Genomic DNA, 17,648 nt, shown 5'->3' with positions numbered 1-17,648 from the left:
TGATTTCTAAGTGGGTATACTTGCCGTGGATAAATTAAGTTTAATCGAAAATGAGGTTTTAGAAAAGTCTCGTTTTCTTTTTGTCTTTGGAAAATCATACACCATTTATTTGATTTTGCAAAGACCTATTATCGCTTTATTGAGGGGTGAATAAGTTGACAGGTCAACTAGTTCAGTACGGACGACACCGCCAGCGTAGAAGCTTTGCGCGCATTAAAGAGGTGTTGGAGCTTCCAAATTTGATTGAGATTCAGACATCCTCTTATGACTGGTTCCTTAAAGAAGGATTGCTTGAATTGTTTAAAGAAATTTCTCCAATCGAGGATTTCACAGGTAATCTTTCTCTTGAATTCATCGATTTTTCATTGGGCGAACCAAAATATGATGTCGATGAATGCAAGGAACGTGATGTAACTTATGCTGCTCCATTGCGCGTGAAGGTACGTCTTCATAACAAAGAAACTGATGAAGTAAAAGAACAAGATGTTTTTATGGGTGACTTCCCATTAATGACAGAAACAGGAACATTTATTATCAATGGCGCCGAACGTGTTATCGTATCACAATTGGTACGTTCACCAAGCGTATATTACCATGATAAAACGGACAAAAACGGCAAAAAAGGATTCGGTGCAACAGTCATTCCAAACCGTGGTGCATGGTTGGAATTTGAAACGGACGCAAAAGATATTGTCTATGTCCGCATCGACCGCACTCGTAAATTGCCTGCTACCGTTTTATTAAGAGCGTTAGGATTCGGTTCCGATCAAGAAATCATTGATATTCTCGGTGATAATGAATATTTGCGTAATACGCTTGAAAAAGACAATACAGACAGCACGGAAAAGGCGTTGATCGAAATTTACGAACGCCTTCGTCCAGGCGAACCACCGACTGTTGACAGCGCAAAAAGCTTGCTGTATTCCCGTTTCTTTGATGCGAAACGATATGATTTGGCAGCCGTTGGTCGCTATAAAATGAACAAAAAACTTCATATTAAAAACCGTTTGTTCAATCAAAAAATTGCAGAAACATTGGTCGATCCTGAAACAGGAGAAATCATCGTTGAAAAAGATACAATTATCGACCGACGCACATTGGATAAAATTCTTCCTTACCTGGAAAAAGGTGTCGGATTCCGTACTTTATCCCAAGCAGGTGGTGTATTGGATGGAGACGTTACAGTCCAATCCATTAAGATATATGCTCCTAATGATGAAGACGGTAAAGTCATCAATGTAATTTCCAACGCGAACGTTGAAGAAGAAGTGAAACATTTGACGCCGGCCGATATCATTGCCGCACTATCCTACTTCTTCAACTTGCTGTACGGTGTAGGAAATGTTGACGATATCGACCATTTAGGTAACCGCCGTTTACGCTCTGTTGGTGAGCTGTTGCAAAACCAATTCCGTATTGGATTATCCCGTATGGAACGGGTTGTACGTGAACGCATGTCTATCAACGACACAGCTTCCATCGTACCGCAACAGTTGATCAATATCCGTCCTGTCATTGCCGCGATTAAAGAGTTCTTCGGGAGCTCTCAATTATCGCAATTCATGGATCAAACAAACCCATTGGCAGAATTGACGCATAAACGCCGTCTTTCCGCTTTGGGACCAGGCGGTTTGACAAGAGAACGTGCCGGTATGGAAGTGCGTGACGTTCACTATTCCCACTATGGCCGCATGTGTCCAATTGAAACGCCAGAGGGTCCGAACATCGGATTGATCAACTCGCTATCAACTTATGCGAAAGTGAATAAATTTGGTTTTATCGAAACTCCATACCGCAGAGTCGACCCTGAAACTGGGCGAGTAACAGATCAGATTGATTACTTGACAGCCGATGAGGAAGACAACTATATCGTGGCTCAAGCAAACTCACCATTAAATCCAGACGGTACATTTGCCAAAGAAGAAGTTTTAGGTCGTTTCCGTGGGGACAATACAGTTTTCAAAAGAGAATTGGTTGACTACATGGACGTATCACCTAAACAAGTCGTATCTGCTGCGACAGCATGTATCCCGTTCCTGGAAAACGACGACTCCAACCGTGCGTTGATGGGTGCAAACATGCAGCGTCAAGCAGTGCCTTTAATTCAGCCTGAGGCCCCTTATGTGGGAACAGGAATGGAATATGTAGCTGCCCGTGACTCTGGAGCTGCGGTAGTCAACAAATATGACGGTATCGTGGAACATGTTGAATCCCGTGAAATCCGTGTTCGCCGCATTGAAATCAAAGACGGCAAAGAAGTAAAAGGCGAATTGGATGTTTATAAACTTCAAAAATTCCAACGTTCCAACCACGGTACATGCATCAACCAACGTCCAATCGTGAAAGTTGGAGATCGCGTAAAACCAAAAGATATTTTGGCTGACGGACCTTCCATGGATAAAGGTGAACTCGCTTTAGGCCGCAACGTCCTTGTTGCTTTCATGACTTGGGAAGGTTTCAACTACGAAGACGCGATTATTATGAACGAACGTCTTGTGAAAGACGATGTCTATACTTCCATTCATATTGAAGAATATGAATCTGAAGCCCGCGATACAAAATTGGGACCTGAAGAAATTACACGCGATATTCCAAACGTGGGTGAAGATGCGCTCCGCAATCTTGATGATCGCGGTATTGTCCGCATTGGTGCGGAAGTCCGCGATGGCGATATCCTGGTTGGTAAAGTGACGCCAAAAGGAGTTACTGAACTTACTGCCGAAGAACGTTTGTTACATGCAATTTTCGGTGAAAAAGCCCGTGAAGTCCGTGATACATCATTGCGTGTACCGCACGGTGCTGGAGGAATCGTTCTTGATGTAAAAGTATTCAACCGCGAAGACGGAGATGAATTGCCACCAGGCGTTAACCAACTCGTGCGTGTTTACATTGTGCAAAAACGGAAAATCCGCGTCGGGGATAAAATGGCCGGACGCCACGGTAACAAAGGGGTTATTTCCCGCATTTTACCTGAAGAAGATATGCCGTTCTTGCCGGACGGAACTGCGGTTGACATCATGTTGAACCCATTGGGCGTGCCATCTCGTATGAACATCGGACAAGTGTTGGAACTTCACTTAGGTATGGCTGCCCGCAGATTGGGCGAATACATGGCAACGCCTGTATTTGACGGAGCAAACGAAGAAGACGTTTGGAGCACAATGGAAGAAGCGGGATTGGCTCGGGATGGTAAGACAATCCTTTATGATGGACGTACCGGCGAACCATTCGATAACCGGGTATCTGTCGGTATCATGTACATGATTAAATTGGCTCACATGGTTGATGATAAACTTCATGCCCGTTCAACAGGTCCATACTCTCTTGTAACGCAACAACCACTTGGCGGTAAAGCGCAATTCGGTGGGCAACGTTTTGGTGAGATGGAAGTTTGGGCGCTTGAAGCATACGGTGCAGCCTATACACTACAAGAATTGCTAACAATCAAATCTGATGACGTGGTAGGTCGCGTAAAAACATATGAAGCGATTGTAAAAGGAGAAAGCGTTCCGGAACCGGGCGTGCCTGAAAGCTTCAAAGTGTTGATCAAAGAACTTCAATCTCTCGGGTTAGACGTGAAAATGCTCACGGTCGATGAAGAAGAAATTGAATTGAGAGATATGGATGAAGATGATGATCTGCAACCAGCTGATGCTCTCAATATCTTGCCGGCTAAAGAAGAAAAACCTGTTGAAACACAAAAATAATGCATGCGGGCAGGAATTGTCCTGCCCCATTAAAACTTTACGGTTTTGATTAAAATAGGAATGCCAAAAGGACTTATTAAGGGAGGTAGGCTCCTTGGTTGACGTAAATGAATTTGAATTTATGAAAATTGGTTTGGCTTCACCGGATAAAATCCGTTCTTGGTCCTATGGAGAAGTAAAAAAACCTGAAACAATTAACTATCGTACATTAAAACCTGAAAAAGACGGTCTTTTCTGCGAACGCATCTTTGGTCCGACAAAAGACTGGGAATGCCACTGTGGAAAATATAAACGCGTTCGTTATAAAGGTGTCGTTTGTGACCGATGCGGTGTAGAAGTAACACGTGCGAAAGTTCGCCGTGAACGCATGGGACACATTGAACTTGCTGCGCCGGTTTCCCACATCTGGTATTTCAAAGGAATTCCAAGCCGTATGGGCCTCATTCTTGACATGTCGCCTAGAGCTTTGGAAGAAGTTATTTATTTTGCATCTTATGTAGTGATCGATCCAGGTGCCACAACACTTGAAAAGAAACAGTTATTGTCTGAAAAAGAATACCGTGCATATCGTGAAAAATTCGGCAACAGCTTTGAAGCCGGAATGGGAGCGGAAGCAATTAAAAAGCTCCTGGAACAAATTGATTTGGAAGAAGAAGCAAATAAATTAAAAGAAGAATTGAAAACCGCTCAAGGCCAACGCCGTACTCGTGCCATCAAACGCCTTGAAGTCATCGAATCTTTCCGCAGTTCCGGAAACAGACCGGAATGGATGGTGTTGGAAGTTCTTCCGGTTATTCCGCCTGAACTTCGGCCAATGGTGCAACTCGATGGTGGACGATTCGCTACATCCGACTTGAACGATTTATATCGCCGTGTGATTAACCGTAACAATCGTCTAAAACGACTACTTGATTTAGGTGCTCCAAGCATCATCGTCCAAAACGAAAAACGTATGTTGCAAGAAGCGGTGGATGCATTGATTGACAACGGACGCAGAGGCCGTCCTGTAACAGGTCCTGGTAACAGACCATTAAAATCTTTATCCCACATGTTAAAAGGGAAACAAGGCCGTTTCCGCCAAAACTTGCTTGGTAAGCGTGTTGACTACTCAGGACGTTCCGTTATTGTCGTAGGTCCAAACTTGAAAATGTATCAATGCGGTCTGCCAAAAGAAATGGCGATCGAATTGTTCAAACCATTTGTTATGAAAGAGCTTGTTGAAAGAGGATTGGCTCACAATATAAAAAGCGCAAAACGCAAAATTGAGCGCATGCACAATGAAGTATGGGATGTATTGGAAGATGTAATCAAAGAACATCCGGTACTTTTAAACCGTGCCCCAACCCTTCACAGATTGGGAATCCAAGCGTTCGAACCAACGTTGGTTGAAGGCCGTGCGATCCGCTTGCATCCACTTGTATGTACAGCTTATAACGCAGACTTCGACGGTGACCAAATGGCCGTACACGTGCCATTATCAGCGGAAGCTCAAGCGGAAGCGCGTCTCTTAATGCTTGCGGCACAAAACATCCTGAATCCAAAAGACGGTAAGCCAGTTGTAACACCATCCCAAGACATGGTATTAGGAAACTACTATCTAACACTTGAACGTAAAGGCGCCCGTGGAGAAGGTTCCGTATTCTCCAGCCCGGATGAAGTGTTGATTGCTTACCAAAACGGAAATGTGCACCTGCACAGCCGGATTGCCGTTAAAGCAGGCTCTCTAAACAACAAAACGTTCACGGAAGAACAAAATAAAAAATTCTTAATCACGACTGTTGGTAAAATCATTTTCAATGAAATTTTGCCAGAATCATTCCCATACATTAACGAACCAACATCTTACAACTTGGAAGTGGCAACACCAGACAAATATTTCGTCGACTTGAAAATTGACGATGAAATGTTGAAAGAACTGGAAGCTTCCGAAGAATACAACCAACTTTCCGAAAAAGAAAAAATCGAATATCAACGGAAAGCGGTATTGAAAAAATATATCGAAGATCAAGAACTCATTACACCTTTCCGTAAAAAATTCTTGGGAAGCATTATCGCGGAAGTGTTCAAACGTTTCCATATCACGGAAACATCCAAAATGCTTGACCGCTTGAAAGACTTAGGATTTAAATATTCAACACGTGCTGGTATTACGGTAAGTATCGCTGATATCCTCGTATTGCCAGAAAAGAAAGAAATCTTGGATAAAGCTCAGAAAAAAGTGGATAAAGTTATGCAACAATTCCGCCGTGGTTTAATCACGGAAGAAGAACGATATGACCGAGTGATTTCAAGTTGGTCTGAAGCGAAAGACGAAATTCAATCTAAATTGATGGACTCCTTGCCAAAATTGAACCCAATCTTCATGATGAGTGACTCCGGTGCCCGTGGTAACGCATCGAACTTTACTCAGCTTGCCGGTATGCGTGGTCTGATGGCCAACCCGGCCGGTCGAATTATCGAACTTCCAATCAAATCTTCCTTCCGTGAAGGTTTGAGCGTATTGGAATACTTCATTTCGACGCACGGTGCCCGTAAAGGTCTTGCCGATACAGCGTTAAAAACAGCGGACTCCGGATATTTGACTCGTCGTCTCGTGGACGTAGCCCAAGACGTAATTATCCGCGAAGAAGATTGCGGTACAGACCGTGGATTAACAATTGGCGCATTAATGGATGGAACAGAAGTCATCGAATCATTGGAAGAACGTATTATTGGACGATACGCGAAGAAAACAGTACGTCATCCTGAAACGGGAGAAGTGCTTGTAGAACGTGACAAACTTATCACACAAGATATCGCTAGAAAAATTGTGGAAGCCGGCATTGAAAAAGTGACAATTCGTTCAGCCTTTACATGCAATACAAGACATGGTGTATGTAAAAAATGCTACGGCATTAACTTGGCGACTGGTGAAGAAGTTGAAGTGGGTGAAGCGGTCGGTATTATTGCAGCCCAATCCATTGGTGAACCAGGTACCCAATTAACGATGCGTACATTCCACACTGGTGGGGTTGCCGGTAACGACATCACGCAAGGTCTTCCACGTATCCAAGAAATCTTTGAAGCCCGCAATCCAAAAGGGCAAGCGATTATTTCTGAAATTCGTGGTATCGTCACAGACATTGAAGAAAGTCGCGATGGTTTAAGAGAAATTACCGTTGTCGGCGAAATTGAAACCCGCAAATATCAAGCGCCGTATAATGCACGCTTGAAAGTAGCGGTTGGAGATGAAGTGGAACCTGGCCAAGTGCTTACAGACGGTTCAATCGATCCAAAACAATTGTTGAAAGTAAAAGACGTGGCCACAGTTCAAGAATATCTGTTAAAAGAAGTTCAAAAAGTATACCGTATGCAAGGGGTGGAAATCGGCGACAAACACATCGAAGTAATGGTTCGCCAAATGCTTCGAAAAGTGCGTGTCATCGAAGCGGGAGATACAGAACTGCTTCCTGGAACGCTTCTTGATGTTCATCAATTTACAGACGCGAACAGAGAAGCGATTATGAGTGGAAAAATTCCTGCAACTTGCCGCCCAGTGATTCTCGGTATTACAAAAGCATCTCTTGAAACAGAATCATTCTTGTCAGCTGCATCCTTCCAAGAAACAACTCGCGTGTTAACGGATGCCGCAATCAAGGGCAAACGGGATCCATTGCTCGGACTCAAGGAAAACGTCATCTTGGGTAAACTTGTCCCAGCAGGTACTGGTATGCAAAGATACCGTCAAATAAAAATCAAAGAAGATCCGGTGGATGCACAGGAAGAAATGACATCCGTCGAATGATCGGCAATGAACGGGCTGTCAAATCCCTAATTTGAGTATCCGGTTATCCAGCGGAAGGCCACTGCCGCTTATAGAGAATAGCGGCGGACAGGATCCTTCTGCTGGATTAACTAAATATAAATAATGTTAGAAATTATTTTTATCACCCACATAAAAAATGAATTGACAGATTGAAATGATAATGATAATATACTTAGGGTTGATAGCAACTGTTTCTACTTCGGAGGATATGTAAATGTCTTATGAAAAAGTAAAACAGGCAACTAAAACAATCATAGGAACAAAGCAAGCAGTAAAAGCAATAAAGGCTGGCCGAGCCAAAGAGATTATCGTCGCACAAGATGCAGAAGAACGAGTGACTCAACCCGTTATCGCTCTTGCGGAAGAATACGGAATTCCGGTCGATTATGTGCAATCGAGAAAAGAGCTAGGCAAAGCGTGCGGAATCCAAGTTGGAGCTGCCGTTGTTGCAATTGCTGCGGATTAGTTTTTGTGAAAAACACAAAAGCTTTGTTTTTACCCTAAAAATGAACCACCTGGATGTGTGGAATTAAAAGATGAAATGAAGGGAGGAAAAAACAGATGCCTACAATTAACCAATTAGTGCGCAAACCTCGTAAATCTAAAATTACTAAATCTAAATCACCTGCGTTAAACAAAGGTTACAATAGCTTCAAAAAATCTCTTACTAACGTTAATTCACCACAAAAACGCGGAGTATGTACACGTGTTGGTACAATGACACCGAAAAAACCAAACTCTGCGTTACGTAAATATGCCCGTGTTCGCTTAACAAACCAAATCGAAGTTACAGCTTACATTCCAGGTGAAGGTCATAACCTTCAAGAACACAGCGTTGTATTAATCCGTGGTGGACGTGTAAAAGACTTACCAGGGGTACGTTATCATATCATCCGTGGTGCTCTTGACACTGCAGGTGTAACTGATCGTAAACAATCCCGTTCTCTATACGGTACGAAAAAACCAAAAGAGAAAAAATAATTAAAATAGATACAATCACATTCATCGAAAGGAGGAAAACACATGCCACGTAAAGGTCCTGTTCCAAAACGCGACGTGTTACCAGATCCACTTTACAATTCAAAATTAGTGACACGTTTAATCAATAAAATCATGATCGATGGTAAAAAAGGTACTGCCCAAAGAATTCTTTACGGTGCGTTTGACATCGTTAGAGAACGTACAGGTAAAGATCCACTGGAAGTGTTCGAAGAAGCATTAAATAACGTAATGCCAGTTCTTGAGGTACGTGCTCGCCGTGTTGGTGGTTCCAACTATCAAGTACCGGTTGAAGTTCGCCCAGACCGTCGTATCACTTTAGGTCTTCGCTATCTAGTGAACTATGCGCGTCTTCGCGGTGAAAAAACAATGGAAGAGCGCTTAGCGAATGAAATTTTGGATGCTGCAAACAATACAGGTGCTGCAGTGAAAAAACGCGAAGATATGCACAAAATGGCAGAAGCAAACAAAGCATTTGCACACTATCGTTGGTAATCTGAATTTTGTACTAGCTCTATGCTAGTACAAAATTTAAACATATTATTAAGTCTAAACCCAATATGGAAGGAGACAATTCCCTATGAAACGCGAATTCTCCCTAGAGAATACACGTAATATTGGGATTATGGCTCATATTGATGCTGGTAAAACAACAACAACTGAGCGGATCCTTTATTACACTGGTAAGATTCACAAAATTGGTGAAACTCACGAAGGTGCCTCTCAAATGGACTGGATGGAGCAAGAGCAAGAACGTGGTATTACAATCACTTCTGCTGCGACAACAGCTCAGTGGAAAGGCCATCGCATTAACATTATCGACACACCAGGACACGTAGACTTCACTGTGGAAGTTGAACGTTCTTTGCGTGTACTTGACGGTGCGGTAACAGTACTTGATGCTCAATCCGGCGTTGAGCCACAAACTGAAACAGTATGGCGCCAAGCAACAACATACGGCGTTCCACGTATCGTATTTGTTAACAAAATGGATAAAATCGGTGCCGACTTTTTATATTCAGTAAGTACTCTTCGTGATCGCTTGCAAGCGAATGCACACCCAGTTCAATTACCAATCGGTGCAGAAGATCAATTCTCTGCAATTATCGATTTGGTTGAAATGAAAGCTTATTTCTACACAAACGACCTTGGAACTGATATCCAAGTAGGTGAAATTCCAGAAGAATACCAAGCACAAGCTGAAGAATACCGTGAAAAACTCATTGAAGCTGTTGCTGAACTAGACGAAGAATTAATGGAAAAATACTTCGCTGGTGAAGAAATCACTGTTGAAGAGTTGAAAGCGGCTATTCGTAAAGCGACAATCGCAGTAGAATTCTATCCAGTTCTTTGCGGTAGTGCGTTCAAAAACAAAGGTGTTCAATTAATGCTTGATGCAGTAGTTGATTACTTGCCTTCACCAGTAGATATTCCTTCAATTAAAGGTACTACACCTGATGGTGAAGAAGTAGAACGCCATACTAGCGATGATGAGCCATTCTCAGCATTAGCGTTCAAAGTTATGACTGACCCATATGTTGGTAAATTAACATTCTTCCGTGTGTACTCAGGTATATTGGAATCTGGTTCATACGTTCTAAACTCTACAAAAAATAAACGCGAACGTATCGGACGTCTCCTTCAAATGCACGCAAATCACCGTGAAGAAATTTCAAAAGTATTTGCAGGAGATATCGCAGCTGCAGTTGGTTTAAAAGACACAGTAACTGGTGACACGCTTTGCGACGATAAAAATCCTGTTATCTTGGAATCAATGGAATTCCCAGAGCCAGTTATCTCAGTTGCTATTGAACCAAAATCTAAAGCAGACCAAGATAAAATGAGTACAGCGCTTGGTAAACTTCAAGAGGAAGACCCAACATTCCGTGCGCATACAGACCAAGAAACTGGTCAAACAATCATCTCCGGTATGGGTGAGCTTCACCTTGACATCATCGTTGACCGTCTAAAACGCGAATTCAAAGTGGAAGCAAACGTTGGTGCTCCTCAAGTTTCATATCGTGAAACATTCCGTACGACTGCTCAAGTTGAAGGTAAATTCGTTCGCCAATCTGGTGGTCGCGGTCAATACGGTCACGTTTGGATCGAATTCTCTCCAAACGAAGAAGGAAAAGGTTTCGAATTCGAAAACGCTATCGTCGGTGGGGTAGTTCCTCGCGAATATATTCCAGCTGTTGAAGCAGGATTAAAAGACGCTATGGAAAACGGTGTTCTTGCCGGATACCCTCTTATCGACATCAAAGCAAAATTATTCGATGGTTCATACCACGATGTGGACTCCAGTGAAATGGCGTTCAAAATCGCTGCATCTATGGCATTGAAAAATGCAGCTCAAAAATGTAACCCTGTATTACTTGAGCCAGTAATGAAAGTGGAAGTTGTAGTTCCTGAAGAATATCTTGGTGATATCATGGGTCACGTAACTGCCCGTCGCGGTCGCGTTGAAGGTATGGAAGCCCGCGGTAACGCACAAGTGGTTCGTGCGATGGTGCCACTAGCAGAGATGTTCGGATATGCGACTACACTACGTTCCGCAACTCAAGGACGCGGTGTATTCTCAATGGTATTTGACCATTACGAAGAAGTGCCAAAATCCATTGCAGAAGAAATCATCAAAAAAAATAAAGGTGAATAATAATTGAAATCTCACCTTTTATCAAGTATAAATAATTTGTAAGCTATGATTGTATGACAAGGAAACAATTTCTTGTCAGCAGTTGTAAAATATAAAAAAATACTAGTAATAGGAGGCTTTCTCTAATGGCTAAAGAAAAATTCGATCGTTCAAAACCACACGTTAACATTGGTACAATCGGTCACGTTGACCACGGTAAAACTACTTTAACTGCTGCTATCGCAACAGTTCTTGCGAAAAAAATTGGTGGTGAAGCTAAATCTTACGACCAAATCGACAACGCACCAGAAGAAAAAGAACGTGGTATCACAATCAACACTTCTCACGTTGAATATGAAACAGACAAACGCCACTATGCACACGTAGACTGCCCAGGACACGCTGACTACGTTAAAAACATGATCACTGGTGCGGCTCAAATGGACGGCGGTATCCTAGTAGTATCTGCTGCTGACGGTCCAATGCCACAAACTCGTGAACACATCCTTCTTTCTCGCCAAGTAGGTGTGCCATACTTAGTAGTATTCTTAAACAAATGTGATATGGTAGACGATCCAGAATTATTAGAATTAGTAGAAATGGAAGTTCGCGACTTACTTTCAGAATATGATTTCCCAGGTGATGAAGTACCTGTAATCAAAGGTTCTGCTCTTAAAGCTCTTGAAGGAGATCCTGAATGGGAAGCAAAAATCATCGAATTAATGGATGCAGTTGACGAATACATTCCAACTCCACAACGTGAAGTTGATAAACCATTCATGATGCCAGTAGAAGACGTATTCTCTATCACTGGTCGTGGTACAGTTGCAACTGGTCGTGTAGAACGCGGTCAACTTAAAGTTGGTGACGAAGTAGAAATCATCGGTCTTGCTGACGAACCAACAAAAACAACTGTAACTGGTATCGAAATGTTCCGTAAATTACTTGACTATGCAGAAGCTGGTGACAACATCGGTGCACTTCTTCGCGGTATCTCTCGTGACGAAGTACAACGTGGTCAAGTATTAGCGAAACCAGGTTCAATCACACCACACACTGCTTTCAAAGCACAAGTGTACGTATTATCAAAAGAAGAAGGTGGACGTCATACTCCATTCTTCTCTAACTACCGTCCACAATTCTACTTCCGTACAACAGACGTTACTGGCGTAATCACATTACCAGAAGGCGTAGAAATGGTTATGCCTGGCGACAACGTTGAAATGACTGTAGAATTGATCTCTCCTATCGCGATTGAAGAAGGTACTAAATTCTCTATCCGCGAAGGTGGACGTACAGTAGGTGCAGGTTCTGTATCTGAAATCATTAAATAATTGAAGTGAAATAGCTTACAATTTCAACCATCTTGTAGATTTTCTACAAGATGGTTATTTTTTTGCGATTCTATAGATAAAGTGAATATTGCTTATTCAAAATATGTATTTCATTTATGCAATGTTTTACTATTATAATTAAATTAAGAAGATTAAGAAATCTTCAAAAAATAGATTGTCAAAAACTCGAGGGGGATGCGGTGAATGGCAAATTACGTACAAGTAGGAAACTTACAAGTTGAAAAAATTTTATATGATTTTGTAAATGAGGTTCTGCCTGAAGCGGAAGTTGACAAAGATGAATTCTGGGCAGGATTCGACCAAATCATTCATGACTTGGCTCCAGAAAACAAGGCGCTTCTTGAAAAACGGAGAGAATTGGAAGAAGCAATTCATAATTGGCATAAAGAAAATCGGGGAAACTTTGATTTTGACAAATATAAAAAGTTTTTGGAAGAAATCGGCTACATTGAGCCAAAAGTGGAAGACTTTGAAGTGACAACGGAAAATGTTGATGATGAAGTGGCTGTTCAAGCGGGTCCTCAATTAGTAGTGCCGGTGAGCAACGGACGTTACGCACTAAACGCAGCGAATGCCCGTTGGGGAAGCCTTTACGATGCATTATATGGAACAGATGCCATCAGTGAAGAAGATGGAGCGGAAAAAGGAAGCAGCTACAACCCGGTACGCGGCCAAAAAGTAATCGAATATTCGAAGAAATTTTTGGATCAAGCGGTTCCATTAAAAGACGCTTCCCATGCGGATGCCGTAAAATATGCGATTGAAAATGGCAAACTTGTTGTGACTCTTTCAAACGGCAACCAAACAGGCCTTGCGGATGAGTCAAAAGCGGCGGGGTATACTGGTTCTCCGGAAGAGCCGACTGCGGTTCTGTTAAAAAACAATGACTTGCATATCGAAATTCAAATCGATCGCAATCATCCTGTTGGTAAAGACGATCCTGCAGGCATCAAAGATATCGTTTTGGAAGCAGCTATTACAACAATTATGGACTGCGAAGACTCTGTTGCAGCCGTTGATGCGGAAGACAAAGTGCTAGTATACAGCAACTGGTTGGGATTAGTTCGTGGCGATTTAACCGCAACTTTTGAAAAAGGTTCAAAAACGTTGACTCGTACACTAAATCCTGACCGTGCCTATAAAGATTTGAATGGAAATGAATTTACCCTACCAGGCCGTTCGTTAATGTTTGTCCGCAATGTAGGTCACTTAATGACGACGAATGCCATCTTGGATAAAAACGGGGAAGAAATCCCTGAAGGAATTATGGATGGCGTGATTACAAGCCTAATTGCGAAACTTGATATTATCGGCAAGTCAAAATACAAAAACTCCAAAAAAGGGTCCATTTACATCGTAAAACCGAAAATGCACGGTTCAAAAGAAGTGGCATTCACAAACAAATTATTTGGCCGCATTGAAGATTTGCTGGGTCTTGAACGCTACACATTGAAAGTGGGTGTCATGGATGAAGAGCGCCGTACATCATTGAACTTGAAAAACTGCATCAATGAAGTGAAAGAACGCATCATCTTCATCAATACTGGATTCTTGGACAGAACAGGCGATGAAATCCATACATCAATGGAAGCCGGCCCAATGATCCGCAAAAACGAAATGAAATCATCCGTTTGGTTGAATGCTTACGAAAAATCCAATGTATTTGTCGGATTACAATGCGGTTTGCAAGGCCATGCCCAAATCGGTAAAGGAATGTGGGCTATGCCTGACTTGATGGCGGCAATGCTTGAACAAAAAATCGCCCATCCAAAAGCGGGTGCCAACACGGCTTGGGTGCCATCGCCAACAGCTGCCACATTACACTCAATCCACTATCACCTAGTAAACGTAAAAGAAGTACAAAAAGGCATTACAGATTTCGAAGATTTACAAGATGACATTTTACAAATTCCTGTAGAGAAAAATCCAAACTGGAGCCCAGAAGAAATTCAAGAAGAGTTGGACAATAACTGCCAAGGAATTTTAGGATATGTAATCCGTTGGGTTGAGCAAGGCGTTGGATGTTCCAAAGTGCCTGACATCAACAACATCGGCTTAATGGAAGACCGGGCAACACTCCGCATTTCCAGCCAACATATCGCCAACTGGCTGCACCATGGCATTGTGACAAAAGAACAAGTGTATGAAACACTAAAACGCATGGCCGTAGTCGTTGATAAACAAAATGAAGGAGATCCAAACTACCGTCCAATGGCTCCAAACTTTGAAGATTCTGTTGGTTTCCAAGCAGCTTGCGACCTTGTCTTCAAAGGATATGAACAGCCAAACGGTTACACTGAACCAATCCTTCATAAACGCCGTCTTGAAGCAAAACAAAAATATGGCGTAGTAAGTGCCAATTAAAAAATAAGAGACATGTCTTCCTTTGAAGGCATGTCTTTTTTTTTTATTTCGTGATAAACGCCTGCGCCAAATCGATAAATTCCCGTACGGCGAAGGATAAATATTTATTTTTCCTCCAAGTCAACCCCAACTCCAGAAAGAGATTTTCCTGTTTAAAGGGGATGGAAACGATTTTATCGTTTTGAAGTTTCTCACATATTGTTTTCGGAAGCAATGCAATGCCCACTTTGGCTGCCACCATTTCAACAATTAAATCTTTTTGGGATGATTCGCAGGCAATGGTTGGGTAGAAACCATGTTTTGAGCATTCTTCGATAATCCGATCGTACAAAGTGAAGTCTTTTCGGTAGATGATAAAAGCCTCCCTTTCCAACATGGACATATCCACAGTAGGGAGTTCAGCAAGCGGATGATCTTTATGAACAATTAACATGAGGGGATCTTTTAGTATACTGATGGTCTGCAATTGATCGTTAGGCACACATAAATTGCAAATCAACCCTATATCCAATTCCCCTTCTTCAACCCCTTGCCGGATTTTTTTCGTGCCCACTTCGGTCAATTTTATTTCAATATAAGGATGCTTTTCTTTGTACAAACTGATCAGTTTTGAAAAAAACTCCACCCCCACAATGGGAGGAATGCCGATACGTATTTCCCCTTTTTTCAATTCCATTAAATCCGTCAATTCAGAGCGCAAATTTTTGAAAGCGGCTAGCACATGCTGGGCATTTGCCAAAACAGCCTTTCCTGCATCCGTCAACTCCAGCTGTTTGGATGAACGGTAAAACAGAGGAACACCCAGCTCAGCTTCCAAATTTTGAATCGCCTTGCTGATGGAAGGCTGGGAAACATGCAGGGTGGAAGCGGCTTTCGTAAAACTTAAATGTTTTGCAACTTCAGTGAAATATTCGATTTGGCGGATGTCCACAAGCAACATCTCCTTTAAACGCACGATTGTCCTTTGTTCCATTATACTGATTAAAAGAGAATTTTCTAATGAAAAAGAATTTAAATGTGGATTTTCATACACAAATGGCAAAATAAATTACAATAAAAGTAGAACATTTGATGGAGAGGTTGAAAAAATGAAAATCTTTCTGATAGAAGATGACCCGTCAATCTTCAATTTAATCAAAGAACGTTTCAGCCAATGGTCGATGGAAGTCGTAGGTCCAAAAGATTTTAAAAAGGTGATGGATGATTTTTTGAAAGAACAGCCGCATCTTGTTATCATCGATATTCAACTCCCTGCTTTTGATGGCTTTCATTGGTGCCGTGAAATTCGTGCCATTTCCCAAGTGCCGATTTTGTTTTTATCGTCGAGGGATCATCCAATGGATATGGTGATGGCGATGCAAATGGGAGCGGATGATTTTGTGCAAAAACCTTTCCATATGGAAGTGTTGCTTGCAAAGGTACAAGCCATTTTAAGAAGAACCTATGATTATGGGGACAAAACGCAACATGTCGCAAGATGGAATGGAGCTGTGATCGATTATGACAAAGGAACGGTTCAATACGGGGAAAAAACGGTGGAACTGACGAAAAATGAATTATTTATATTGAAAACATTATTGGCTTCCGTTGACAAAATTGTTTCCAGGGATGAACTGATGCGCAAACTTTGGGATGACGAGCGATTTGTGAATGACAATACTTTGACGGTCAATGTCAATCGTCTGCGGCAACGTTTGGAGGAGATTGGCTTAAAAGATGCGATTGTCACGAAAAAAGGACTTGGTTATATGGCGGTGACAAAATGATTGGACTATTTTTGAAAGAAAGAAGAGCGTGGATTTTATTTTTCCTGTTTTTGCAAATATGGCTGAATGGATTGTTTTTCATCGATAGCGGTTTGTCCAAGGTATCCATCCTATATGTGAACATCATGAATTTTTTGATGTTTTTCCTTTTTATTCTTTGGCGTTATGTGAAAGAAACAAAACAACTGAAAGCCATTTGTGAACAACCGGTCAATCGAGAGCTTCTATCGCCTTTTCAGCAAAAGTACATCGACCACTTTCAAAAGCAATACGAAAGATTGGAAGAATCGTTCCAACAAATGAAAATAGAAGTGCTCGAACAACAGGATGAGGTGCTGGCATGGGTGCATGAAATGAAATCGCCGATGACGGCCATGAAATTAATCGTGGAACAAGTAGAACCTTATGCATTGAGAGAGAAGATTGAAAAAGAATGGATTCGCCTTTTTTTGCTGCTTGATCAAAAAATCCATGAAACAAGGCTTTCAACGATTGAAAAAGATAACCGTCTGGAGAAGGTTTGTTTGGAAACGGTCGTTCATCAACAAATCAAGGATTTCCGTTCATGGTGTATTGAAAAAGGGATTGGCGTGGAAACGAAAAGCCTGGATGAAACCGTGACAACCGATGCCAAATGGCTTGGGTTCATCATCCGCCAGATCTTTTCCAATGCAGTGAAATACAGTCGTGAAAACAGTGAAATCCATATATTCACAACCCGGGATCCAAAGGGGCATCTATTATTACATATACAAGACTTCGGTGTCGGGATCCGGGCTGAAGACTTGCCCCGAATTTTCCAACGGTCCTATACGGGAACGATTGGAAGGGAAACAACCGCTGCGACAGGGATGGGTCTATACTTGGCAAGGGAAGCGGCTGAAAAACTCGGGCTTACGTTGAAGGTAGAATCGCAAGTGGATGTCGGCACAACATTCACCATCCAATTTCCTCTTGAGAATCAATACATCCAATCTTATGGTATGTGACAAAATTGTCATTTACCATTTTTTATTT

11 protein-coding genes are annotated in these 17,648 nt (G+C 42.0%); 10 read left to right on the top strand and 1 reads right to left on the bottom strand.

Features of this window, described 5'->3' with window-relative positions; translation table 11 throughout:
• Positions 1-146: 146 nt before the first annotated feature.
• The 8 genes from rpoB to NST13_RS11450 all read left to right on the top strand — a co-directional run bounded on the left by rpoB (position 147) and on the right by NST13_RS11450 (position 14,865).
• A complete protein-coding gene (gene rpoB / locus NST13_RS11485; RefSeq protein ID WP_342580640.1) occupies positions 147-3,707 on the top strand; it encodes a DNA-directed RNA polymerase subunit beta in 3,561 nt (1,186 codons plus the stop codon).
• Between the two features lie 94 nt (positions 3,708-3,801).
• A complete protein-coding gene (rpoC, locus tag NST13_RS11480; RefSeq protein ID WP_342580639.1) occupies positions 3,802-7,491 on the top strand; it encodes a DNA-directed RNA polymerase subunit beta' in 3,690 nt (1,229 codons plus the stop codon).
• A gap of 235 nt (positions 7,492-7,726) precedes the next feature.
• The gene (locus NST13_RS11475; protein WP_342470851.1) at positions 7,727-7,978 is read left to right on the top strand and encodes a 50S ribosomal protein L7ae-like protein; all 252 of its coding nucleotides are present in this window, start codon (positions 7,727-7,729) and stop codon (positions 7,976-7,978) included.
• 95 nt (positions 7,979-8,073) lie between these two features.
• Positions 8,074-8,493 (top strand): 30S ribosomal protein S12, encoded by a 420-nt coding sequence (gene rpsL / locus NST13_RS11470; protein WP_208651254.1) that lies wholly within the window; start codon positions 8,074-8,076, stop codon positions 8,491-8,493.
• A 42-nt stretch (positions 8,494-8,535) separates the two neighbouring features.
• Positions 8,536-9,006, top strand: coding sequence for a 30S ribosomal protein S7 (gene rpsG, locus NST13_RS11465; protein ID WP_342470852.1), 471 nt, complete (start codon positions 8,536-8,538; stop codon positions 9,004-9,006).
• Positions 9,007-9,091: 85 nt separating this feature from the next.
• Positions 9,092-11,167, top strand: a complete 2,076-nt coding sequence (gene fusA / locus NST13_RS11460) for an elongation factor G (RefSeq protein ID WP_342580638.1) — start codon at positions 9,092-9,094, stop codon at positions 11,165-11,167.
• A 125-nt stretch (positions 11,168-11,292) separates the two neighbouring features.
• Positions 11,293-12,480: an elongation factor Tu gene (tuf, locus tag NST13_RS11455; RefSeq protein ID WP_342470854.1), complete on the top strand. Its 1,188-nt coding sequence runs from the start codon at positions 11,293-11,295 to the stop codon at positions 12,478-12,480.
• A gap of 204 nt (positions 12,481-12,684) precedes the next feature.
• Positions 12,685-14,865, top strand: coding sequence for a malate synthase G (locus tag NST13_RS11450; protein WP_342580637.1), 2,181 nt, complete (start codon positions 12,685-12,687; stop codon positions 14,863-14,865).
• Positions 14,866-14,908: 43 nt separating this feature from the next.
• Here the strand turns inward: NST13_RS11450 and NST13_RS11445 are convergent, their stop codons facing one another.
• Positions 14,909-15,796, bottom strand: coding sequence for a LysR family transcriptional regulator (locus NST13_RS11445; RefSeq protein WP_342470856.1), 888 nt, complete (start codon positions 15,794-15,796; stop codon positions 14,909-14,911).
• Positions 15,797-15,953: 157 nt separating this feature from the next.
• Here NST13_RS11445 and NST13_RS11440 point away from each other — a divergent pair, with 157 nt between their 5' ends.
• Positions 15,954-16,631, top strand: coding sequence for a response regulator transcription factor (locus NST13_RS11440; protein WP_342470858.1), 678 nt, complete (start codon positions 15,954-15,956; stop codon positions 16,629-16,631).
• Positions 16,628-17,620, top strand: a complete 993-nt coding sequence (locus NST13_RS11435; protein WP_342580636.1) for a sensor histidine kinase — start codon at positions 16,628-16,630, stop codon at positions 17,618-17,620. The genes NST13_RS11440 and NST13_RS11435 overlap by 4 nt, the downstream gene beginning before the upstream one ends.
• The last annotated feature ends 28 nt before the right edge of the window (positions 17,621-17,648 follow it).

Origin of the sequence: Ureibacillus sp. FSL W7-1570, assembly GCF_038593265.1 — a bacterium.
GTDB classification, from domain to species: Bacteria; Bacillota; Bacilli; order Bacillales_A; family Planococcaceae; genus Ureibacillus; species Ureibacillus suwonensis.
This window is presented reverse-complemented; position numbering and strand designations above follow the sequence as displayed.